The organism is Paludicola sp. MB14-C6, assembly GCF_030908625.1.
Taxonomy (GTDB): domain Bacteria; phylum Bacillota; class Clostridia; order Oscillospirales; family Ruminococcaceae; genus Paludihabitans.
The window spans coordinates 2,719,537-2,742,997 of sequence record NZ_CP133133.1 but is presented as its reverse complement, the minus strand read 5'-3'; the positions used below and the strand labels follow the sequence as shown (position 1 = coordinate 2,742,997).

General features: G+C 33.2%; 26 protein-coding genes. 4 read left to right on the top strand and 22 right to left on the bottom strand.

Going from position 1 to position 23,461, the window contains the following annotated elements; translation table 11 throughout:
• Positions 1 to 32: 32 nt before the first annotated feature.
• Together RBG61_RS13085 and RBG61_RS14040 are read right to left on the bottom strand one after the other, a co-directional pair.
• Complete coding sequence (locus RBG61_RS13085; protein WP_307944254.1) at positions 33 to 725, bottom strand: hypothetical protein; 693 nt, start codon at positions 723 to 725, stop codon at positions 33 to 35.
• Positions 726 to 1,253: 528 nt separating this feature from the next.
• On the bottom strand, positions 1,254 to 1,403 hold the full coding sequence (locus RBG61_RS14040; protein WP_373889713.1) for a PoNe immunity protein domain-containing protein: 150 nt from the start codon (positions 1,401 to 1,403) through the stop codon (positions 1,254 to 1,256).
• A gap of 152 nt (positions 1,404 to 1,555) precedes the next feature.
• On the opposite strand from RBG61_RS14040, the gene RBG61_RS13080 reads away from it, so the two are divergent.
• Entirely contained in the window at positions 1,556 to 2,290 is a 735-nt protein-coding gene (locus RBG61_RS13080) for a hypothetical protein (RefSeq protein ID WP_307944251.1), read from the top strand.
• A gap of 103 nt (positions 2,291 to 2,393) precedes the next feature.
• Here the strand turns inward: RBG61_RS13080 and RBG61_RS13075 are convergent, their stop codons facing one another.
• The 8 genes from RBG61_RS13075 to RBG61_RS13040 all read right to left on the bottom strand — a co-directional run bounded on the left by RBG61_RS13075 (position 2,394) and on the right by RBG61_RS13040 (position 10,957).
• Positions 2,394 to 3,362 (bottom strand): helix-turn-helix transcriptional regulator, encoded by a 969-nt coding sequence (locus RBG61_RS13075; RefSeq protein WP_307944249.1) that lies wholly within the window; start codon positions 3,360 to 3,362, stop codon positions 2,394 to 2,396.
• Between the two features lie 158 nt (positions 3,363 to 3,520).
• On the bottom strand, positions 3,521 to 4,546 hold the full coding sequence (locus tag RBG61_RS13070; protein WP_307944247.1) for a hypothetical protein: 1,026 nt from the start codon (positions 4,544 to 4,546) through the stop codon (positions 3,521 to 3,523).
• A 120-nt stretch (positions 4,547 to 4,666) separates the two neighbouring features.
• Positions 4,667 to 5,488, bottom strand: coding sequence for an enhanced serine sensitivity protein SseB (locus tag RBG61_RS13065; RefSeq protein WP_307944244.1), 822 nt, complete (start codon positions 5,486 to 5,488; stop codon positions 4,667 to 4,669).
• 102 nt (positions 5,489 to 5,590) lie between these two features.
• Positions 5,591 to 7,918, bottom strand: a complete 2,328-nt coding sequence (locus tag RBG61_RS13060; RefSeq protein WP_307944241.1) for a VirB4-like conjugal transfer ATPase, CD1110 family — start codon at positions 7,916 to 7,918, stop codon at positions 5,591 to 5,593.
• Positions 7,911 to 8,276: a PrgI family protein gene (locus tag RBG61_RS13055; RefSeq protein WP_307944238.1), complete on the bottom strand. Its 366-nt coding sequence runs from the start codon at positions 8,274 to 8,276 to the stop codon at positions 7,911 to 7,913. Before RBG61_RS13055 ends, RBG61_RS13060 begins: the two co-directional genes overlap by 8 nt.
• Positions 8,277 to 8,421: 145 nt before the next feature.
• The gene (locus RBG61_RS13050; protein WP_307944235.1) at positions 8,422 to 10,194 is read right to left on the bottom strand and encodes a hypothetical protein; all 1,773 of its coding nucleotides are present in this window, start codon (positions 10,192 to 10,194) and stop codon (positions 8,422 to 8,424) included.
• Positions 10,116 to 10,391, bottom strand: a complete 276-nt coding sequence (locus RBG61_RS13045; protein WP_307944232.1) for a hypothetical protein — start codon at positions 10,389 to 10,391, stop codon at positions 10,116 to 10,118. The genes RBG61_RS13050 and RBG61_RS13045 overlap by 79 nt, the downstream gene beginning before the upstream one ends.
• A gap of 200 nt (positions 10,392 to 10,591) precedes the next feature.
• Complete coding sequence (locus RBG61_RS13040) at positions 10,592 to 10,957, bottom strand: PrgI family protein (RefSeq protein ID WP_307944229.1); 366 nt, start codon at positions 10,955 to 10,957, stop codon at positions 10,592 to 10,594.
• Positions 10,958 to 11,085: 128 nt separating this feature from the next.
• On the opposite strand from RBG61_RS13040, the gene RBG61_RS13035 reads away from it, so the two are divergent.
• Complete coding sequence (locus tag RBG61_RS13035) at positions 11,086 to 11,337, top strand: DUF1413 domain-containing protein (RefSeq protein ID WP_307944227.1); 252 nt, start codon at positions 11,086 to 11,088, stop codon at positions 11,335 to 11,337.
• Positions 11,338 to 11,383: 46 nt separating this feature from the next.
• Here RBG61_RS13035 and RBG61_RS13030 read toward each other — a convergent pair whose 3' ends face one another.
• The gene (locus tag RBG61_RS13030; protein WP_307944225.1) at positions 11,384 to 12,223 is read right to left on the bottom strand and encodes a hypothetical protein; all 840 of its coding nucleotides are present in this window, start codon (positions 12,221 to 12,223) and stop codon (positions 11,384 to 11,386) included.
• A gap of 193 nt (positions 12,224 to 12,416) precedes the next feature.
• Between RBG61_RS13030 and RBG61_RS13025 the strand changes: the two genes are divergently transcribed.
• Positions 12,417 to 12,971, top strand: a complete 555-nt coding sequence (locus tag RBG61_RS13025; protein ID WP_307944223.1) for a hypothetical protein — start codon at positions 12,417 to 12,419, stop codon at positions 12,969 to 12,971.
• Complete coding sequence (locus RBG61_RS13020; protein ID WP_307944220.1) at positions 12,964 to 14,214, top strand: hypothetical protein; 1,251 nt, start codon at positions 12,964 to 12,966, stop codon at positions 14,212 to 14,214. The genes RBG61_RS13025 and RBG61_RS13020 overlap by 8 nt, the downstream gene beginning before the upstream one ends.
• Positions 14,215 to 14,311: 97 nt before the next feature.
• Here the strand turns inward: RBG61_RS13020 and RBG61_RS13015 are convergent, their stop codons facing one another.
• The 11 genes from RBG61_RS13015 to RBG61_RS12965 form a co-directional block, all read right to left on the bottom strand.
• A complete protein-coding gene (locus RBG61_RS13015) occupies positions 14,312 to 14,659 on the bottom strand; it encodes a glutamyl-tRNA amidotransferase (RefSeq protein WP_307944218.1) in 348 nt (115 codons plus the stop codon).
• A complete protein-coding gene (locus RBG61_RS13010; RefSeq protein WP_373889712.1) occupies positions 14,649 to 16,469 on the bottom strand; it encodes a VirD4-like conjugal transfer protein, CD1115 family in 1,821 nt (606 codons plus the stop codon). The genes RBG61_RS13015 and RBG61_RS13010 overlap by 11 nt, the downstream gene beginning before the upstream one ends.
• A gap of 45 nt (positions 16,470 to 16,514) precedes the next feature.
• Positions 16,515 to 16,643: a hypothetical protein gene (locus tag RBG61_RS13005; protein ID WP_307944216.1), complete on the bottom strand. Its 129-nt coding sequence runs from the start codon at positions 16,641 to 16,643 to the stop codon at positions 16,515 to 16,517.
• 10 nt (positions 16,644 to 16,653) lie between these two features.
• Complete coding sequence (locus tag RBG61_RS13000) at positions 16,654 to 17,553, bottom strand: hypothetical protein (protein WP_307944213.1); 900 nt, start codon at positions 17,551 to 17,553, stop codon at positions 16,654 to 16,656.
• Positions 17,554 to 17,555: 2 nt separating this feature from the next.
• Positions 17,556 to 18,329, bottom strand: coding sequence for a PcfB family protein (locus tag RBG61_RS12995; RefSeq protein ID WP_307944212.1), 774 nt, complete (start codon positions 18,327 to 18,329; stop codon positions 17,556 to 17,558).
• Positions 18,330 to 18,356: 27 nt separating this feature from the next.
• Positions 18,357 to 19,718: a relaxase/mobilization nuclease domain-containing protein gene (locus RBG61_RS12990; protein WP_307944210.1), complete on the bottom strand. Its 1,362-nt coding sequence runs from the start codon at positions 19,716 to 19,718 to the stop codon at positions 18,357 to 18,359.
• The gene (locus RBG61_RS12985; protein WP_307944208.1) at positions 19,718 to 20,041 is read right to left on the bottom strand and encodes a plasmid mobilization protein; all 324 of its coding nucleotides are present in this window, start codon (positions 20,039 to 20,041) and stop codon (positions 19,718 to 19,720) included. Before RBG61_RS12985 ends, RBG61_RS12990 begins: the two co-directional genes overlap by 1 nt.
• A gap of 120 nt (positions 20,042 to 20,161) precedes the next feature.
• Entirely contained in the window at positions 20,162 to 21,037 is an 876-nt protein-coding gene (locus RBG61_RS12980; RefSeq protein WP_307944206.1) for a DUF3846 domain-containing protein, read from the bottom strand.
• A 14-nt stretch (positions 21,038 to 21,051) separates the two neighbouring features.
• On the bottom strand, positions 21,052 to 22,002 hold the full coding sequence (locus RBG61_RS12975; RefSeq protein WP_307944204.1) for a DUF3991 and TOPRIM domain-containing protein: 951 nt from the start codon (positions 22,000 to 22,002) through the stop codon (positions 21,052 to 21,054).
• A 132-nt stretch (positions 22,003 to 22,134) separates the two neighbouring features.
• Positions 22,135 to 22,731: a DUF4230 domain-containing protein gene (locus RBG61_RS12970; RefSeq protein WP_307944202.1), complete on the bottom strand. Its 597-nt coding sequence runs from the start codon at positions 22,729 to 22,731 to the stop codon at positions 22,135 to 22,137.
• Positions 22,732 to 22,744: 13 nt separating this feature from the next.
• On the bottom strand, positions 22,745 to 23,374 hold the full coding sequence (locus RBG61_RS12965; protein ID WP_307944201.1) for a DUF4230 domain-containing protein: 630 nt from the start codon (positions 23,372 to 23,374) through the stop codon (positions 22,745 to 22,747).
• Between the last annotated feature and the right edge of the window lie 87 nt (positions 23,375 to 23,461).

The window sequence follows — 23,461 nt, the reverse complement described above, 5'->3', positions numbered from 1 at the left end:
AATAATATGCAAATCGACTCATTTTCTACTCTTCAAAAGTTTTCTACTGCTCTAATTTCTATTACTGCATCCCACAATAACATCTTCGATTCACCATTTTCAAAAACTAATATAACTTTGTCAAGGCAACCATATTTGGTATCAGCTAAATAGAGTTTCCCGCAATGTGATTTGCACTCCCCACCTTCTAAATAAGTTACCTTGCAGTCTACATGTTCTTTTAAAAAATACTCGACTGGTTTTTGATTGCATTTCATGAGCATTTGTGTATTTACAAACTTTCTTTCACTTTCTTCAAATGATATGTCGAAGCCCTCAGCTTCAGCATTGATAATTCTGTTTGAGTAGCTAGATAGTTGTCCATATATATTATCTGCGATTTCATGCAAGCTGCGTTCAAAAACAGTTCCTTTTGATAGCATTTTTAAGCCAATTGTTAATGCGTATATTTGACCTGTATCCATAGCTAAGAAAATAGGATTTATTTTTGACGAATAAATATTAGTTTTACGCTGTAACTTTGATATTTGCATAAAGATACCCATAAATTCAAACCCATTTTGCAGTTCACTTAAATCAGAATCCATTGTCCGATCTTTTACACCAAAGTGCTCAGCCAATGCTAACCTTGTATTCTTTTTATCTGTGGAATTCTCTTCATGTTCCTCATGTAAATAGGTAAGCATATTTAAAAGCATAAGGTGACTTGATTCTGCAGCTTTCAATAAAACTCTCTCGACAACGCAATACAGTTTTATTATTATGCTTTATTATGAAAATTCCTAAGTATGAATGTACAGTAACTATTCCCAACTCTTCATTTTTATTTATTTTGTTTACTTCAGCATTTATAAATTGGTTGGTTGTAGCAATTAAATAATACATACCAGCTATATAGGAATTCACACCTTTTGTACTTTTTTTTGATTAAAGGATACTTTTTCTTTTCTAGATAAATTAAAAAAACTCATTGTTTTCTCTCCTTTTAATAAGATAAAGATAACAATGAGTGTTATGATGTATTATTCATTCATAGCCTCCTCATCGTTGTTAGCTGAACCACCTTAGTAATCTACTAGGTTGGTATGAGGTCATCGAGCTAACTCTCTACCTCAACTCTTGATAATTGGCAATTTATATTTTATATAATACCATATATTAGTTCTGAAATCAATAATAATATTTTTGTTTTCACCTATGCAAAAGCATATGAACAACTCGATCTAGAAGTTATTTTTAATACCATGGCCCTTCTAAATATATGGAAAAAACACATTATCCATAAACTTAGCTTTTGGCAATGCAAGTATCTCAGCAATGGCTGCACTTTCAAAACACCAATATCCGTAATATGTATTATATTTATTATTTAAAGTATCATACCACGAACAAGTATTGCACATTTCGTACCATTGATTTAAATAGTTTTTCAGTAAACAAATTATACCCTAATATTTGCTATTGGGCAACAAAACCAAAAGTTTTTTATCTTTTCCTCATTTACATTTATTTTATAATTTAGTATAATTTTATTAAAATGAAATGAGGTATTTTTGTGAGCAATAATTTAAGTACAAATGAAGTAAACAAACTACTAAAAAGCATCTATGAAAAATGGTATGAAACTGTATTTATTAAAACAGTTTGTTACAATAACGCCAACTATTCAAACCCCTTATATATTAAATGCACAGAGGCATATGCTAAAGCGAAAAATAAAGTAATGATTATTGGTCAAGAAACACACGGCACCTGGTTCAAAGATTTAGCTAAAGATAATGATATTGAAATCCTCCAAAATTTGTATCATAACTATCTAACCAATGATTATGCAAGTAATGCTTCTCCATTTTGGAAGTTTGCTAATGAATTTAGAATGGAAAATGAATTTAATATTATATGGAATAATATCACCAAAGTAAATTTTTGTAATTCAGAAAGCTGCAAAATAGAGCAAGACATAGCTGATAAACTAAATTCAGACTTTAACTCTTTGACATTATTAGAACATGAATTAACTGTATTAAAGCCCGACTATGTTATCTTGTTATGTGGTCCATACTACTCCGAATCAATTGCTACCGCTTTAAATTTATCAAATACTAAATTAGTTGCCCCTAACTCAAATCAACAAATCACTGAAATTAACCCATTGACTATTAACCAAAGAATACAAACAAGTATAAAAAAATTACTTTGGACATATCATCCCAATGCACTGTCAAGGAACCAATATTTAGAAAATCCTTATACGATTTCACAGTTAATAAAAAAAGAGATGGGCCTCTAAAAATATACAATTTGTCAAAAGAAGCTATATGCATAACCTGCATATAGCTTCTTTTTATAGGTTTATTTCACTTGGTTAGCTTTCTTAATAGCTTAACATTACCCTATTTATCATAAAATTTCCTAACCATTTCTTTAAACTGTTCCTTAACTTCTACTGGTGCTAATATTGAAATATCACCGCCGAATTGAAATACCCATCCATAAAAAGTAGGGCTAACCGCTACTTCTACGATAGCCTTAAAGTGGCCACCTCCTAAACATGTAGTTTCTACTTCTTCACCGAACCGATCAATAATGGCTTTCATTAAATCATTTGTGCATTTTAACTCAACAGTTTTTGTCTCTCCATGAAACATATCAAAAATATTTCTAACATAATCTGCACCATTAAAATCATTAGGTTTGGGTATGCTATTCACCTCAGTTATGTTTACACTCACAATCCTGTCTGCTCGAAACGAACTAATCTTATTATGCTTATCACTAAAACCAATCAAGTAGTAATGGTCCTCATTCCAGCAAAGGTAATAAGGACTAACCTTGTAGATATATCCATCATGTTTTAAAACCTGTGTTTTATCTTCAAGATACTCAATATACTTAAATTCAATCTGTTTACTGCTATTTATGGCTGCATGAATAGTATCTACAGTATAATAAATCTGTTCGTTATTCGGCTTAATTCTTTTTTCAACATGAAGTTGCCGATTTAATTCTTTTGCTAAGTTCTTACTTGTAAGATTTGATAACTTGGTGATTAACTCATTACTTTTTTTGGTTGTTATAAACTTAGATGATTCAACTGCATCTACAAGAAGTTTCAACTCAGGCAATTCAAATTTCCTATTCCCTATAAAATACTTATTTTGAGTGGATTTGACTGTAATAATATCAATGCCAAATTCAATCAGCTGTTCAATATCGGAAGCTATGGTCTTGCGATGAGTTGGAATACCAATAATGTTTAAATATTCGATAATATCATTAGTTGAAAACTGATTTTCCTCATCGGAATTCTCATACAGAAATTTCAAAATATATAGTATTCTTAGATTGTTTTTTACATCCATGTCATTTCCCTCGTTGTTATAGTTTTTATTATTTGCAATAACAAATATTCATGATTAACCTTACTGTTTAAAAAAGCTACGTATTTAGTATTATAATATTAGATCATAAATCCTGCAATGTCGAGTTTTATATATCTATATTTGTGATATTCCTCTTACTAAGCATTTATATGAACTAAATAAATCGTCAACACAATCACTTCAGTCTCGTTTTTCACTATTTCAACTGAGTAAGTAATTTCATTCATTTCCCACACAATTTCTCTTAATAAATCTTCATTTACTTCTAGCGCATCTGCATTGTCATTGTCATAATTTCTCAATGAATATAGCTTTTCAAAATAATTGGCTAATACTTCATCCCACTGAATCCCATACATATCATTATCCGAATTCACTTTAACCTCATCATACGAATTGTCAGCAATAATCTGTTCAATCTTTTGATCATATTCTTTGTTGATTTCACTAATTGCTCCCGTCATTGGATTGGGGTTATCTATATTTGAATTATCCATCCCAAACAGCGAACCAACCATAAGTGCTACGACACATAGTAAAACAATTACAACCACTGCTACCCATCCACCTGCTGCAATAAGTGCTACAATACCTTTTACAGTAGCGACTGTTGCCTTGACGGCAGCTACTATTGCTTTCATTGCCACTTTGGCGGTTGTTACAATTGCTTTACCGGTTACTTTTGCAACTTGAACAGTTTTCTGTGATGTTTTGATTACAGTTTGGGCTGTTTTATAAGTCGCCTTCGTTGCTTGTTTTGTGTTCTTTATTACTGTCTTAGTGTTTTTTATACTTTTTTGAGCAGTTTTAATCGTTCCTTTGGTTGATGTCTTGATATTTTTTGTCGGTTGGAGTGTTGGTCTAAGAGATTTATGAAGTGAATTTATAGTATTTCTTTTCATTTTCAAATCATTATATACCCTTTGGGATAATACCCGTCCGTTTTGCGAAAATTTATCAACACTTATTTTTGTTAGCTCATTCATTTTTGTAATTGTGGTATTCGTTGCATAATCATTCGGTGATCCATCTGTGGCGCTAGAATCCTTATCCATACTCTTTTTTGTTTTATAAGTAGCGTGTTTCATATGTTGCGATAACTGCGCTGCCCTATCTAACACTTTAATATCATTCTGTTTATTTTTGACTTTTATTTTTTCCATCCTATCGTTCCTTTCATTTGAACATAAAAAAGCAACTACCTTCGAAAAGATAGTTGCTTCATTGTTTTTATTATTGAAATAAACTTTGCTTTTAGCAGCCATTATTTATGAATTTTCTCTTTATCTACGAAACAAGCCATTCTTCCTTTGGTAGAAAGGTTCCACACCCTCAACAGCTTGTGAACCAAAAGTATCTTTAAATGGTACCATATCTAGATACATATTATTTAAATATGGGCTTGCAGCATTTGAAATTAAACTAAAAGCTTTCTTGCGATCCCCTTCGAAACCAACGATAACTAAATAACTAAGTTCACTGTCCTTTTCCATTAAGCGCAACCACATAGTATTGATATCCTTATCGTGTTTTACTGCTTTCTTAATAGCATTTATCATATCAATTGGATAGTTAGCAGGTTCACCTAAATGTACCGTTGTGTCTTTTTCGACTGTCATTTCTGCATGCCCTGTTTGAGTAATCTGTTTTATTCTCCTAAGATGAATTAACAGATCACGATCTATGACAAAATTATCACTAAATGGATTCACTACAATTCCGTGTCCATTTTGCTTATCAATCACCATTGCAGCATAGTCATCAAATGATAGAATTAAAGTATTCGGTTGAGTTCCTTTTACTTCATCCCACTTACTTAATTCTTCCCAATCAATAAATACTGGATAATAACTTGCTCCTGTTTCTGTAGTTAGCATCGGAAATGATATTGTGGTATCTTGTTGAAATACTGCAGTGCCATCCCCATTTTGGATTGGATCATTCTCCATCTTTATTACAGAAAGAAAGTAAGCATTCATAGCAACTTCTTCACATATGTCATTTAAAACAGCATTCAATTCATCATTCGTCAATTCTGATTTTCGTTTTAAAAATAGTTGTTTTAATTTAGGGTTTTCTAGAGGTTTATTAACATCAACTTTCATATTACATGCCTACTTTCTAATTTATCTACTCTTTTATTATATTTTACCACACTTTTCCATCATATTCAATATGTACAGCTAGGCAAAAGCCTTGCTGTTTTTTCATTCACCTGGTTTGGTAGTCATAAGATTATATAGTTTCGTATTACGAGGAAACTTATTTACAAAAGGCACAAGTGATGGCCCTATTTTTATCAGTCCATGTCCTGCATCAACATTTGTAATATACGACAGTTGTGTATCTGAGATATTAAGCAGTTTTGCAAGTTCTATTCGATCAGTTGAAGCTTGGTTTAACATAACAATAAACTCTGAGTTTGCAAGCATCGTCCTAGCAGTATGGCTTTGCAACATGTCACCGACATTTTGTGTGATACCAGTACAGAATGCTCCATATTTTCTGACACGCTTCCAAAGAGTAAACAAAAAATTCGCAGAGTACTCATGTTGAAACAGTAAATAGATCTCATCAATAAATACATAAGTGCTAATTCCTTTTGCGCGGTTAGAGGTGATACGGTTTAAGATGCTATCTAATACCACAAGCATACCCACGGATAATAGTTGCTTTCCTAAATCTAGAATATCATAACAAACAAGGCGACTTTGTGTATCTACATTTGTTAATTTAGAAAATGTGTCAAATGAACCACTTGTATAAAGTTCAATAGAAGTAGCAATGTCATGTGCGACTTTTTCTTCTTGTTGTAATAAAATCTCTCTAAAATCATTTAGAGTAGGCGGGTTGCCTTGATAATTTCTACTTTGATAGTCACGATAAACGAGCTTCGTGCAACGGTCTATAATTGATTTATGACTAGATTCCAATTTGCCGTTACCCATACACTGTTCACAAAGTGACATAATAAATTCAGATTTTAGAGTAATCGGGTTTGCACCATCGCCGTATTCACTATTCATATCCATAGCGTTAATATGGTTTTCACTCGTAGCAGAGATATGAATGACTTCTCCACCAAGCGCTTTTACAAGAGGGGAGTATTCCCTTTCGGGATCTAGAATTAACACCTCCGCTTTGGGATTTGATAAAAGTGTCTGCGTGATATCAATCTTACCCGTCATACTTTTACCACTACCCGGAACACCTAATATAATTTCATTACCGTTTAACATTTCTTTTCTATCCACCATAATTAAATTATGTGATAACGCATTCACTCCATAGTAAATCCCATTCGGGTGACATATTTCTTGTACTCGAAATGGAATAAATACTGCAAGGCTCTCTGTTGTGAGGGTACGCAATGCATCAATCTTTCTACACCCATAAGGTAATGCTGTATTCAGTCCATCCATCTGTTGCAGGTTTAATGGTGCTAGTTGACATAAGTGTTTTCTTGCAACACTTAATAATGTTTCTGTATCATTGTCTAGTTCAGCTTTTGAATCCGCTGTGTGTACTATTGTCATAACGGCAAACATCATCCGCTGATCTCGAGTTGTTAAATCATTCAGAAACTCTTTACTCTCTTTGCGTTGCTGCTCCATATCATATGGAATTACTGCTGAGAAGTTATTATTCTGATTTTGTTTTCTTTGCCAGTTAGTGATGTTAGTTTCTACCCCTAGCAGTCGATTCTCTACCTCTCGAACCGCTTCATCTGTCGGAACAGGAATTACATCAACACTCATCATCATGTTTTTATTCAACTCACACAATTCTGTAACCATGCTATCTTTAATATAAGAAGCGTAATCCTTTAAGAAAATAGCTCGCCCGTATCGGTTACCAATTTTAAAATAATCTGTTTCAAACTCAAAGCTGTTTGGACAGATATAGTCTTTAAAATCGTGTCCCTTTTTCATAGCATCGTATAAGCTAAATTGACAATCTTCCTCTTCATGGTTTCTAAAAAAATGATGAAACACACGCAATTTCTCAATGGTATCCAATTCAACGCATTTTGACCCAAGATGTGAAAAATGGTTGATTAAATCACCACCTACACGAGCAAAGTAGTTTCTTGCTTCCTCAATATTCTTTTTCAATACGGATATTGTAATATACTTTTCTTGCACAACACTATTGCCGCCTGTTGCCTTTTCAACTAGCATGTTATTGTATTCCTCACGATATTCATCATGCCCATCTTTAGCTAAAGGAAGCAAGATACTATTCTCGAAGTTAAATTGATTGAGCTTTCTATTGTTGATTGTAATTTTGGTTGTAGCTCCACTATCCAAAGAATTTAGCAGCTCTGAATATGCTAAAAACATAGCTTCCTTATCTTCTTGAGACGCCACGGTATAGTTTATATCCGAAAACATAAAGGTCTTTGCATACTTATTGCCAATGAGAAAAATACCATCTTCCCATATCTTTTTGATTGGAATAACCTCCTGTGCTCTTTTTACCGGTATATATCTTTCTTTGTCATGCTTATATAGGTTCTTTAATGTTTTAATCATGTGTATTCATACACTCCTGTTCTTTTGATTTAAGATAAGGCTTTAAAGCCTCGTAATAGTAATTCGTCTGTTTGAATGGTAACTTTTTTGCATTTAAGAACTCTGATTTTATCCATGTCCATACTAATTTTTCAGTGGTCATACCGTGATATTTGATAAAACCCATAGCTGCAAATGGTGATGCACCTAAAATACACATCCAACTTACAGTTTCTGTTCCAACAATATTTTTTAGACCAAAGTACAAAACAACCGCTACGCCAACTGCGAGTAAAGAAAAAATGAACTGCCTTAAAGACAGTCCAAAAAACATAGATTCCGTGTAATCACGGATTTCTTTATTGATTTTAACTTCCAATTTTTTGAACCTAGTATTCTATGATGTTAAAAAAATCGCTACACTTTTGAGTAACGATTTTTTCAACTATTTTATTAGCACTCTTAAATATTATACTATCGCGCATTTTTCAATGGATTACTTATTTATAGAGTAAATTTTAAATTTATCCATTTGAAATATTATCCTCAACTTTTCTTAAAATAAATTTTGTTCTTTCAACTGGATATGGTACACCTATCCGAGTGTATTGTCCTACGGAGACTATTTTACCTTCTGTTTCTTTCCGTTCTTCACCAATGGGGATAATGACTGTATCACCAATTTTTATAGTAGTGTCATTTGTTCTAAAAGAATAAGGTCGAGAGGAGAATGGAAGAACTACTCCACAATAAATATAGATATCTTTATCATCAGATATTGTTGGTACATTTACCCGTTCTAAATCTTTCTTATGTCGTTCTTCACGCTCAATTTTCCGCTTTTCATCCGCTTTTGTAGATAAAACTTCTAAGAAATCATTTTCAGTTTCGTAATCTTCAGGATTGAGGTCGCAAGTTTCACGGTTCTTAAAACTTTGCCGCCATCTGTATTTTTCTTCAGCTAAGGATTCAAGATATTCCTTTTCGTTATCGTAATCGAGGGGGTCTAAGTCGTATTCTTTTCCGTCGGAAACAGTCTGCCTCCAAGCATTGCTTCGTGTATAAGCATATTTGTCACAACTCTGCTCGACGTCTAGCTTATATTTAGCTATATCTTTTTCCCACACTTCAATTTCATCAAGTATCATTTCGTCCTGATAAGTTTTAATGAGTGGTAATAATTCTTGTTCTACATACTCTATAGTTTCAAGTTCCTCATAATCTTTAGAAAAGAGGATAACTCTGTCTGTTAATTCGTTTATCTGTTTCCATTCGCCGTTTGCGATTGTAAGACCATCCTTAAACAATGCTTTTGCTGTATCAGGTAGGTTTTGCTTTATTGCTTCCACAACAAGTTCTGATAGGTTGTTCGCCAAATCACCAGCTTCGGCGACGACTGTTGTCCTAAAGTCCGGGTGTTCACTCATGTATTTGATAAGAACTACCATAAACTCATTTGAAAAGTCGGAAAGGTAATCAATGCTAACGTTTGTAAGTTCTTCTTTTGAAAGAATATCGTGTCCGGCATAAGGTAGGAACTGTTCCAAGCACCACTCCCACACTTCCAGACAAAGAGTAGTATCCTTTTTTGCTATCTTTTGAAGCATCTCGGAGAAACCAAATTCTCTCGTTTCATCTTCATCGGGTAGTGTTATAGGTAAATTGAATTTATCTTTTACTGCTTGACAATATAAAAAATCTCCATCATGTGTCAGGTAGTTGGCTGCAATAACTGTATCAGCCTTTTCTATAATGAATTGACAACGTTTCTTTTCGCTTTGTTCATATTCATCATCACTGTAAATATCAAATTCACTGGCTAGGGTATAAGCGGCATTGTACCTCCGTTTATTGGGAAAATCTGCTTCTCTGATTTTTTCAAGTTCATCAAGGGCAGGACACTCAACTATAAATGAAATTGGAATGTTCACTACATTTGAACCCAACCATACTTTTCCAATATTTTCATCGTACCCATCATCGCAACCATTATTCCAAGCATACTCAGCTTCTTCGAGGGCTTCGTTGTATTCATCTTCCGTTTCGTAATCTTCTGGGCTGATTCCAAGCTCTTCGCTATCATCACAAAAATCTTGCCATTCGTTGTTTTCGGAAGCATTAGAACTAAAGTCTAAGTCATTATCAAAAGAAATGTCATCTGTTTCATTATCCTCTTTTGTAGTTTTCTCAAAGAATTTAGAGGCAATAAATACCTCGTCTAAAGTAGTTTTACCATCACCATTGAAATCAAACACGCCACCAAACACATCTTTATTATGATTATCAAATAATCCCATTCTGCTACCTCTTTTCTCTTTCCATCAAATCGGGAAAGTTTATTTAATCCTAATTTGGTTGTGTCATCCCATAAAGTATTCAATAAATCTACATACGCGAAAGAAACGGCACATTCTATTTTTGCACAATTCTTTTCCAGATAGAAGCCCAATACTTTTTCTTTTTGTTCAGGCTCATATTTGTTGTAATTTGTCATTTTGAATTCACACCTTGATTGATTCTTATTATATCAGATTTCTATATCAAGGTGGTACAACTTTATTAAATCATGACAATCCAAAATAAACAACTAACGAACTGCACAAAATACAACGATATCGTATTAACACGGATTGTATTCCTGTAGTTTGTAAACTCATCATCTCTTTTACCACTTCATAAAGGTTTTTTTATGTTTTAATCATGTGTAGTCATACACTCCTGTTCTTTTGATTTAATATACGGCTTTAAAGCCTCATAATAGTAATTTGTCTGTTTGAATGGTAACTTTTTTGCATTTAAGAACTCTGATTTTATCCATGTCCATACTAATTTTTCAGTGGTCATACCGTGATATTTTATAAAACCCATAGCTGCAAATGGTGATGCACCTAAAATACACATCCAGCTAACAGTTTCTGTTCCAACAATATTTTTCAGACCAAAGTATAAAACAACCGCAACACCAACTGCGAGTAAAGAAAAAATGAACTGCCTTAAAGACAGTCCAAAAAACATGGATTCCGTGTAATCACGGATTTCTTTATTTATTTTAACTTCCAATTTTTTGCCCCTTTCAAAATTTATTTGTCATATTTCCTAAAATGGAACATATAATAATAGTAGGTAGCTACTCGCTACTTGCTATATGCTATTAGCAACATACTAGATTAACAAAAGGAGAAATACTTATGATTATTACAGCTAACACCGATTTACAAACACTCCTTACTTATGCACTCACATACTTAACAGATGTGGAAACAGATGAAACTTTCATTGTAAAAGATCTCTTTCGTGGATTTGAGTGGCATAGAATTTTTGTAGGCAATAGAACCAAATTAGGCTCTATGTTCTTCACTTATGCTCAAAATCAAGGTGCTCATTTAATGACCCCATTAGGTAAAACTCCTCAGAATCAACAAATATATAAAAAGTTATAATATTCAAATAAAACAGAATCTTTCACATAAAACGAAAGCTTCTGTTTTATCCTCCGAACATCATTTCTTTTACTACCCGGTCGCACATCTTAACAGCACCTACTAACACTAACATATTAAAGATTAACTCCCCAATATAACTCCATACCATTGTTACAGCTTGTGCACTCGAATCAATAACAGGTGGGCTATTCGCAAATGTAGAGAAAATTACGCAAGCTAGCACTATAATTGCACCTTCTAAGCAAACTGCAACATAGCTTTTTAAAAAGCTTTTACCGACATTTTGTGTTGGTTCACCTGCAAAACTAGAAAGTGGGATTGGTGCAATTGCTGTATACATATATAACTTAAAAAATCGTCCATATACAGACATAATCATTACGAATGATAGAATCGTTATGAATAAGCTACCTATTAGTGTAACTGCCCATAACGGAATGCTTTCCCAAAATCCACATTCATTGATAGCATTCACTATTGTATTTGGTAGTATTGTTTGGTGCGATGATCCTAAACCTGAATGTTTCATAATGGTAGATACTACTCCTTGCACAATTGCAAAGAGTGATAACATAAGATCAAGCCCATAAGTTATGACTGCTTTTGCTATTACAAATCGTATGAAAAGCTTTAATGCATGTTCTGGCTTTTTCACTTCTGCAAAACTGCCACATGTCTTTACTACTCCCACTACAAAAAATAAAACAAGCAACGCGTATCCGATTGCTTGTAATCCACCATGTATTGAAAGAACAATCTGCCACATTTCGCCCCCTTTAAAACTTTGGAGCGACTGTGTTAGCAACTGCCATATTTCGCTCAACTTTGTATTCCAGGTATTTAGCGCGTTGTTTAGATTGTCAACAATCCAGTTGTTTGACATTTTATCACCTACCTTTATAATATTTTGACTTTTGAAAAAAATATGGTATTATTTATATATAAAAATCCAATTCATATTTAAAATACAATTGGCTTGTGTACAGTATAGTATTGAGATATATTGTGTTTTTCACAATAATCTTCCAAAGAAGTTTACATTGTTAATTAAGAGTATTGAAAGTGGGGAATAACATTTGAAAATTGATTTTAGCAGAAATATAAACAATAATTTTATTGAACAAATCCTGGAAATAGATAACACTATTTACCCTGATTATATGTGTGGCTCGTACGAGTCAATAAATCAACGATTCAAAAAAAACCAAGATTCATACATTTTAGTGTATGATGACAAAAAAGTGATAGGATATTTCTGTTTTTTTCCTATTGTTAATAATCTATACGAGTTAATTCTTAAATCCAATAAAATGTTTGATGATAATATTTTGCCAAAGGATATTTGTGAATATAGCAGCTTTAACAATCTTTTTTTAATTTCTGTTGCCATTCTTCCGGAATATCAAGATAAAAAATCAATTATTCTATTAACTAATGGTTTTAAACAATTTTTGAAAGAGAAACTTGAGGAAGGTTGTGTCATTAACTCAATAACCGCTACCGCTGTTTCAGAAGATGGCAAAAAGCTATTAAGATATCTATGTTTTGATAGTATAAGAACCATTGAAAATAGTTACGAATTATTTTATTGTGATAGTAACGGGATTGAAAGGATGATAGCTAGTGAATGAAGACAAAATAGTAAACAGCGATATTTATATTTTAATTCCTTGTGTACTTAAAAACAGCAACGTATCTATTGTGGAAAATGAACATACAAAATTATCGAATGTTTACATTCAAAAGTTACAACAACAGTCAAAATATGAGTGTAGCAATAATATTTGTAGCCAATTAACTCGAAAATTTTTAGGAGAATATGGATTTGCTTGTACGGGAGATAATTATGCTGATATTGAAAAAGATGGAATTCTTAACGATGGACATGCTGTTTCATTTGAAGAAGTCCAATTAGTCTTAACTGAACATTATCAAACAGGTCTTTTTATATTAACCATAATTATTCCCCAAAACAAACATGAGATAACTTTTATTGAGGACCAGATATCTACAGACCATATATATTTATCTAACAGTAGTGAAAGCACCTATAGACAAATAGATATGTTTTTACTTGATGAATGTGGTATTGTAAGAATTGATAACCCCAAATGCATTGTATGTTTGCCTAAAAAGCCAGATGAAGAGAAAGAATTTCATGCTATGTTAGCAGGTGAAGCCTACAGAAGTGAATATGTGAATTATAATATAAAGTCAAATCAACTTAAAGAAATAGCTGACAACAATATCGCACAATATGACTTTTATGAGGCATATGTGTCCTCTTCGTGCCTAATCTATATCTTTAATGATTTTTCTAATAGTTATATTAACAATCTCGACAATGAGATAGCAATCATATTTATATGTGAGTTAATATTATTTCAAAACGCCGCAATATCCAGAACTAACCAGCGAATTGTGACAGAATTAACATCTACTAATAAAATTTCATTAAAAAATATTGAAGAATTATATACTGAGTTTGGAAAAACAATAAACTTTTGGAATATCAATAATTTTAAGTATATTCTTCCTCAAAATCTATCAAACTCTATAGCTAAAGCTTTTAAGACTCCTGAATTGCTTGAAAGCTATTATAGAAATCTATCTCACTTAGAACATATTGTAGAGCTACATAGTAGTCAGTCGGCAGAGCGCGAAAGCAAGGTTATTAATGTTATCGCTATACTTCTTGCTGTGATTCAAATTATCCCACTGCTAATAGAATTGGTCTCTTATCTTAATAAAGCAGATAGTTCAATTATATGGCCAATAGGAATAGTTACTTCAAGCCTTATCTCATCTTTAATTCTAATTGTTATAGCGAAGAGGTTAAATGCACGGAGGCGAAAACGGAAAGGTATTAAATAACTATAAGATTCCTACCCAAGAATATTATTTAACTAAAGAGTAAATAACACTCATACTGTATATTAACAGCCTGTTTTGCAACAGGCTGCTATTTTATTTATGCTCCGGTAATCAAATTCAAAATCTCTTTAGCAAAAGTAATAATAACACCACCTGCTAATGTCAAAAATCCATTCGCTCTTTGTGATGGGTCGTGAGATTTTAGAGATAAACCAATTTGCACAATGCCAAAACCTAAAAGGATAAGTCCGATGGCTCTAATGATACCGAATATAAAATCTGATAGGTTGTTAATAACCGCCAACGGGTCACCACTAGCTGCAAAGACAGTTGATGTCATAGCTACAGTTACACAGCAACAAAGAATAGCTGCTGCATAATAACGAAATCCCTTTTTCATCTTACTACTCATCAATAATTTGGTTGTTCTCTTTTTATTTTTCATCTTTCTTTTCCTCCAATTTTTGTTTGAATTTTTCTTCTAATTCTTCTTCTGATAGAAGTTCATAGTTTAGGTTGCTAACATCAAATTCAATTCCTTTATTTAATAAAGTTTGGTCAAATTCAATGGTTGCACTCGAGTATAAATCTTTGCCATGATTAAATGAAGAAGCACCACCATCTGTTGTAAGCGCAACATTAATATGCTTTAAAATATGGAATTTCTCATCCAATATAGGCCGCTCTCCACGAACAAACAAGAGTGCGTACTTATTATCAAGCATACGCACTTCATCTGGTGTTAAGAGTTCCCGCCCTGTTGTTTGATAGTTGGTAGAATAGCTTCCGTTTCGCCCTTTGCTTTGTCCGTAGGTGTTTGTGTCTATCGTTTCCTTACCGAGTAGCTTTGAAACATACTCATGGGTAGATTGCTCATTACCACCAAGATATAAAAACTCATCACAGTTACCTACAATACTTTCCCATTGCTTTTCAAACAATGCTTTGAGCTGTGCTAAGTTTTGAATAATAATTGATACTGATATCTCCCTTGAACGCATTGTAGAAAGCAACTTATCAAATTCATCCGGTAGAGCCACATTTGCAAACTCATCCATTACAAAATGAACATGTATTGGCAACCTACCACCATGGATATGGTCTGCTTGATAATAAAGTTGTTGGAACAGTTGCGTATACAACATACCAATTATAAAATTAAAACTGCTATCATTATCGGGGATAACTCCGAAGATAGCAGTTTTCTTTTCGCCTATGTTCCACAAATCAAGTTCATCTGTTTGTGTTATACCAGCAAGCGAATCAAGGTTGAATTTTTCAAGTCGAGATACCAATGTAATCTGAATTGACTTTAGGGTCTTTGCTGAACCGGAACGATAATTGCGATAGTACTTTAATGCAATGTGATTCGGTTCTCTGTCTTCTAGTCTATTAAACAATTCATCAAGAGGACTTTGATATTCATCATTATCTTCTCGAACTTCACCTGCACGAATCATCTCCATAACCATAGGAAAGTTTTGTTCATCCTCGGGTGCTTCATAGTGGAGATAAAAAACGAGAGCTAGCAAAAGCATAGTTGCCGCCTGATCCCAAAATGGATCTTGACTCTGTGAACCTTTTGGTGTGGTATTCTTAAATAAATTCGTTACTAGCTTTTGAATATCATTATCATTATGCAGATACACAAATGGATTATAGCAATGGGATTTATCCATATTGATTAGGTCAATCACCTTGATTTCATAACCTTTATTTTTTAATAGATTTCCCGTATCTCGCAAGAGCTCGCCCTTCGGGTCAAGTACTACAAAAGAAGTATTTGCCTGCATAATGTTCGGTTTAGCGTAGAATCTAGTTTTACCTGCTCCCGATCCACCTACTACTAATACATTTAAATTTCTTCTATGCTTTCGACCATCTAATCCGATTGCAACATTCTGTGTGAGCAACTTATTTTTCTCATTATTTCTATCCTTGTACCTTTTATTGACAATCGCACTGACACCCCATTTTGCACTACCATGTTCCTCACGCCTTCGATAATTCCTAGCTGTAGAAAGATATATTCCAATTCCGAAACAATAACATACAAGAAAAATGAGGATAGTACGAAAACTATCCCCACACCATACTATTTTAAAAGGGCTCTGCAATGTTAATGATAGATTTTCTAGTATTTCCAAAAGTCCACCGTTAAGAGAAGGTGCAAAAAGTGCCCCTAACCAAGTGATTGGTATCATACCTAACAAGTACAGGATTAGATTTTGTTTTGATAGTTTATCTTCCCGCACGGTCCACCTTCTTTCCTTTTTGAGTAGGGGCATCTATTATTTTAATTAGCAAATATCCACTTCTTCTGTAGGTTTTTCATCTTTTTTCAAGTCTGTCCTAAATTCGTTGACAGCCTTAACCATTACCCTGTATTCAAAATCATCGACTGCAATTACTCGCTTGCTTGTTTTCATCTCAAACTCCTTATCTTGATGATATAGTTCTAGTTTCACTTTGCTTAGCTGGTTCTAAAACCCTTGCCATATTAGTAGTTAATTCATTTGCACAATCTCTTATTTTTGCAAGTTCAACACGAATATCTTTTGTAGACATCTCTTGATAATGACTTGGTAGCTGTTCAAACGAGTAATTACTAACATCAATACCATTTCTCTTGCAAACAATATAAGATACACAATAAGCAGCAAATGAATTATTAGGATTAGTATAATTACCATTATCCATCATAGCATAAGCTATTTGACTAGAAAGAGAACGAAAAATATCGTCTCCATTCATACCAGATTTAATATGAATTTCTTTTGTTTCATGTTTATAAATCGCGCCAGTATCATTCGGGAGATCATCGCTAATGTTTACAGGAACTGGACAATTATTGAGTAACGCTTTAATAAGAATTCGGGTATCTTTTTTCACAAAAGAAATTGGTGTTTCTTTTGCGGTAGTTTGCGTAACATCAAACATCTTTTTCGCATTATAAGAAACACCAACCGATCCATCTTCGCGCTTAAATTGGTCCCCTGGTTCTAATATAATTAGTCCTTTTTCACCTTTCTTAATATAGATATTGTTATCTTTCCAAGACTTAACATCAGCCAATTTCACAGCGTCAGGTTTTTGTGCTGCTACCAACAACGCATTACCAACAGAATATCGATCAAACTTACTTTGAACATTGAGATATGACTTGAATAAACCCATATCTGCAATAAGCTCTTTCGCTGTTTTATCAATTAAGGCATACGCATCATCTCGCATCTTTTGTTTTTGCTCTATCCACATTGATTTATTAAAATTCGTACTGCAATTGTCTTGGCTTTTAGGCAGTGTATTATCTTGTATTATTCCATCGTAATTATCCATAACTATGATCTCCCTTTCACTTTCTTGGATTTCTTCTTTTTAGGTGCTTTATGGGTAAGTTGCTTTTGCGGTGTGCTTACCTTTGATGATTCCGTCTTCTCTCTCTTTATTTCATTTAGTTCTTTACGAACAGATGGCCTATATGATATATCATCTTTACTAGAAACACCCTTTGCGGAATTTTTTTTGCTCTTTGAGGTAGGCTCTGACGGAAAGGATTTTATCGTTTGAGCCATCGTGGGGTTTTGATTTGTGGGTTGTTCCTTTTGCGTTGGCTTTTCCATTAACTTATCTATCAACTGATCTTTATTATCCTTAGATTCATACCCTTTATCAGCTTCTTGTTTTGCTGCATGCTTAGTTTCCTTATTTTTTACTAGTTCACTTTTTATAGCTGCGACATCAACACATCCAAGCTGTAGTCGTTCAAAAATTCGGTTAATCTTTGAAGCATCTTCCGCTCTAACCATAATATCAGATAAGCCATCCGTGATATCTTTATCACGCAAGACACAATAAAGAACACCATACTTTTTTGCGACTTCGGTAAACTTCTGCAAGTCTTTATCGTTAATCGAAAACACCTTTAGTTCCTTACCACTTTTAATCATCGATGACATTCGCATTTTCCCTTTGGTTTTGTTTTGCTCCTTTGACATTGCATAAAGCATCATGGCAAGTTGTTTAGCACCAGCACCAGTTATTTTTGCAGCTACTTCAACCCCATTGAGACTCATCCGAACAATTTGTTCTGCTACATCTCCACCTGTATTCACGATTCACACACTCCTCCATTTAAGATTTCATCTTGATTGATTCTTTTGTTTACTTAAGTTTTTCCATTCACCCATTTCTACAGCAGTTCGTGCTAATTCTAAATTGCTTCGCATTTGAGTACTTCTTTCTTCAATTTGATTACATAACTTCACCTCTCTCCTGATTTTGCTCAATTCAGTTGATATTTCTTGAATTTTACCTTTGACAGCTACCTGACCCACAGTATCATTGCTTCTCACTAACCGTTTCAACTGACTTCTTAATAACTTTCGCTCATCTAATAAATTCGGTATATACGCTTCTACTGTAGACTTATACATCGAAAGTCCTTCAGTCGTATCTATTTTTGTTCTACTAAGGAAAGTACAATGTGCAATTATTTGATTGAACTTTATTAAGTCGTCACGCAATAAAAAATGCATCCTTCTATTAGAAGATGGATGCTTCTGTATGATTTTTAACTTGTAACAATAATAGTAATATAAAGCTCTTAATCCACTAACTTTTTTCATTGCTTTATGGCTACCGTTAAACTTTAAATATTTAACTGGTTTGCTTTGTTCTTGAGGAAAAGGTAGTTTTCTATTCCTATTTCTAAGAATACGATCCTTAATAGCTTCAATTGTGTAATTCTCTCCTAGCTTATAGAGTCTAAAAAAGCGTTGATGATTTACTGGCCGAATTGCTAGATACTTCACTTCATTTTTTATCTCATACCCCATAGATTCTACTGTTTGCCAAAACTGATTTGTATTTGTTGACTGCTCAATTGCATAATCGATATCACTACGAATAAAACTTCTAACGGTAGGTTTATCTTGTTTCTCATTCATATATTCAGCATAGCTTTTGGTATACCCTCGTTTTGGGTGTTCAATAACAGATAAGCTGTATTCTTTACAGAGTCGATCAGATGTTTCTCTCATTTGCATATAGCTCTGTGTACATGCATGAAATCGTGAACCGTCTATATACGAGGTAGCACATACAACAAAATGATTATGATAATGATTTGTGTTTAAATGAGTTGCAACTACTACCTGAAATTTATCTTCCCATAATTCATTTGCTAATTTAATTCCTATCTCATGGGCTGTTTCCGCATTCACCTCTCCCTGCTCAAAAGATTGAAAGCCATGATATGCAACAACAATCGCTTCCTTCACATTTTTCTTGTGTGCCAATTTCATTTCTTTGTACGCAGTCTGCGGATTGCAATTCACTCCTGATACATAAAACTTTTGTTCCGTTTTTGATTCTTCACTAGCATAGTCTAGAACTGTTTTAATATCTTCAAAATCTGTATTATAAGTCTTATCTTGATTGCTTACATAATCAACAAGTTTATCAAGCCGATTATGAACTGGCTTTATTTTTGTAATCGCCATTAAGCATCACTCATCCTTGGGATTGTCGCCTCGATTAACTTGAAACATATATCATACAGTCTGTTGGTATTATCTCGATAACTTGGAACATCAATCATTTGTAAAACATGTGCTCTATTTGCAAGTTGATTTAGGTTATTACCAATTCGACACAACTCATTATGGACCTTATAAAATATATCTGGTGGTATAGTAACAGGAACTTTATTTTGAAGTAATAATCTTATATATGCTTCACGAGACAAACCTGTTTGCTTTACTTTAGCATTTAATTGAATCATTTCATCTTCTGTAAGTCTAATAACAAAACTATATCTTTTCAATCTCATTCTCCTTTGCATAGGGTTTTAGGGATTTTCCCTAACAAGTCGCGTTTTGATATCAAAAGGCAATGCTTGCTAAGACAATCCCGCAATTCAATCTCTACCATTCTACAGTCCACATTAACGCCCATAATCTTTCATAGGTTTAAAGGGAACAGCCTTAATCTCATCGTTTATTTTTATAAATCGTTCCGGATATTGAAATCGTATTTGGTAGCGTTTCAGTTGTTCCTCACTAAGACTTTTAAAATCATCTTCACCCAATCCACATATAAAAAAGTTACCTGCTAAAATATCTATCATTTCGTTGTCGTCAGAGTAAATTGCTCTATTAAGTGGTAACTGTTCGAGTTTTCCCTCCTCATTACATACAATAGCCACTTCCTCATTATAAGGGTACAGTGCTTCAATATGTCCCCCAACGATAGCTTGTAGACTTTCAAGAGAAGAATCAATTTCTATTATCTCAGCTTTTTTGTTTGGTTTCACTACAACCACTTTCATAGTGTCTTGTGCTTCTTCGGGTGGAGTAAACTCAACTTTTTTAAATCCCAAACTGTCGCAAAAATAGAAGCCAGTTTCAACAGAAGGTACAGTCCTATCCTGTAAGTCAAACACTTCAATAGTACGACCTACATATCTAGCTTCTTTTATATCCTCTTTGAACTTTTCTGCGTTAAAGTAATCTACTTCTTCAAATGAATCAGAATCATTATAGAAACGAATCTTTCCGACTAAATTAAGGTAATCTCCTTTTACCTCTACAATATCTGAAACAGATAATGAGTGTCCTTTATAGTTAGTTGGGTGGGTGGTATTAAACATTGTGAAAACTGCCTCTAGATCCACACAATTAACCGAACCTTCAAACACCTTTTTATAGATACTAAAATCAATATGTGCTTGCCTTTGATGCCTGACTGTGCTTTCAAGATTTTCAAATTTCACTCGATTCTCATCAAGTTCATGATCAATCTGGTAAATGCATATATCCAAATTAAACTCCCCTTTCATCGTTCGTAATGATTCTTATTCCCAATACCCATCAAAGCTTTCAGTTGATCATTGCAGTCTTTTCCACTTGTAGGTGGTTCATCAAAAACAATATATTGATCTGATAAATTTTCAATAATGGCTTTTGATGCATCTCTACCAGCCTTATCGTTATCTAGATGTAAATGAATGCTTTTTATTTGTGGTTGTTCTTCTAGTAACTGTTTTAGTGGTAAAGGAATGGTCAAACTCTCTTTTCGTTGTTGATATACACCCGACAATGATAAGTAATGATCAGATTTCCAGTCCTTACCCTCAAACAGCTGTAATGTAGCATAAGATAGTAAATCAATTGCACTCTCAAATATATGCAATGTTTCACTTTTTTCATTGGATGGAATAGAAAAAGAAAAGCGTTTGTCGCTTCCTGATAATTCTTTCATAAATCGTTTTTCACCTGTGCCACGCACAAAAGCGTATTTAGATAGATTATCTTTATTGAATCCTACAAACACTGCATTATGATATTTCTTGTCTTCGTATAAGCGTTTAGTATTGATACAGTAATCAATAACCACATCATGAATCCCTCGATTTTTTAAATAACTTCTTACTTTTTCATTGTTATCATTCCTTTCGGGCAAATAGAGTGTTTTGTCATAATTGTTCTCCTGTTTTTGGGTATGCAAAACGGGTGGCATCTCTGCCACCCGTCCATCAATTAAAGATACTGCATCTGGTAGTGACATTCCCTTCACCTTAATTAGATAATCCAATGCAGTCACTCCACCAAACCCTCTCGACCACCAGTACCATTTACCATTCGAGATTTTCAAACTATCATGTGCTCTTGTAGTAAAAACACTTCTACTTAATTGAATCAATTCGTTTGGCTCATAGTTTTGCAGATAAGTAATTAGATCCATCTGTTTTGATTTTTCTAATCTCTCAGGCGAAACATAGCTCATATTTATATCGACTCCTTAAAATAAATTAAGCCAACAAGTAGTGAAACTTGTTGGCTATGTAATAGTAACTTGCTATTTTATTATTTTTATGAATTTTTTCTGTTTACCTTTACGCATTTTTGCTTTTTTAAACTAAACTTTCTGATACTCCCACTTTATTTTATACTCTATCCCTGAAATTTCTCCTAGATTAACAATATAGTTTTCTATTAGTTCCTTTGCCCTATCTTGTGCGTTAATAAGCAATGCCGTATTTCTCATAACAGTTTTCTCCATTTCTTTTTGAGCATTGTCTATTGCTGCAGTTTTCTCATTTGCTGTTATTTCATTTTTGTTAAACCCATCTTGATTCAGTACCAAAGAATCATTGTTAAAGCTTTTTTCATCAATGCCAATACTTAATAATTTAGCGTTAGGAATTGATATTGTTACATTCTCACCATCAACTTTCATGTTTACCTTTGCCATATCTATTCCGATTTTTGCAATTCCCGTGTATTCAAACCAGAACTTTCTATCTTTTTCCCAAAGATGCCAAACACCAGTTCCAGCAGTTTTTTCTGATTTAGCTACATTGTTGTAAAAGCATTCTAAAGTAGCCAAATCACATATTGATCTAACTTGCTCTATGCTTGGTTGTTTGATTAAAGATGATTTAACTTGTTTAGAACAACCACTAAATAAACCTATAGGTAATATAAAAACTAATAATATTATAATTTTTTTCATTTGACTATCCCCCTTACTTAACGTCTACTACATATTCATTATCAACACTTTTAATCCATGAGGAGAGTAAACCTTTTACAGATTGAATAGCATTTTCTTTTGCAATTATATGTAGATTTGTTTTTTGATCAACTCTTTTATTTAAATCCGATAGGCTAGCCTTATATGCTTCTTGTACAATATTATCTGTATCATATTTATCTTTTGTAAAAATGTAGTCCATCGTTCCAGCATCTACTGTAACATCTTGTATCTCAACATTCGGTAATGTAACAATTACTATTTTATTTCTTTCATTAACATCAATTTTAATTTTATTAAAGTTAATTCCAGCACTTACTTTACCCTTATAAGCTACAGAATATTTCAAATTTTTCTCATCACGTTTTCCTTGATCTGAATCAGTGTAAACTTTTGCAACAGCATTATAAGTGTACTCTAATGTAGATAAATCCTCTATTCCTATAACTTTTTCTAAAGAAGATTTTGAAATTGTAGTTACCTTTCCACTTTCATTTTGAAACATGGTAAACTTTAACCCTAAAACACAACCTGTTAAAACAGCCAAAACAATAACAACACATATTATTTTGTCTCTTCGCTTTAATCCCTTAAAATAATTCAATAATTTATTCTTTTCCATCAGTTTTACGCTCCTTTTTACATTTTTAAGTTAATACCATAACATCTCTTGTAAATTTCGCGAAAAAGTAATTTTCTAGCATGTTGA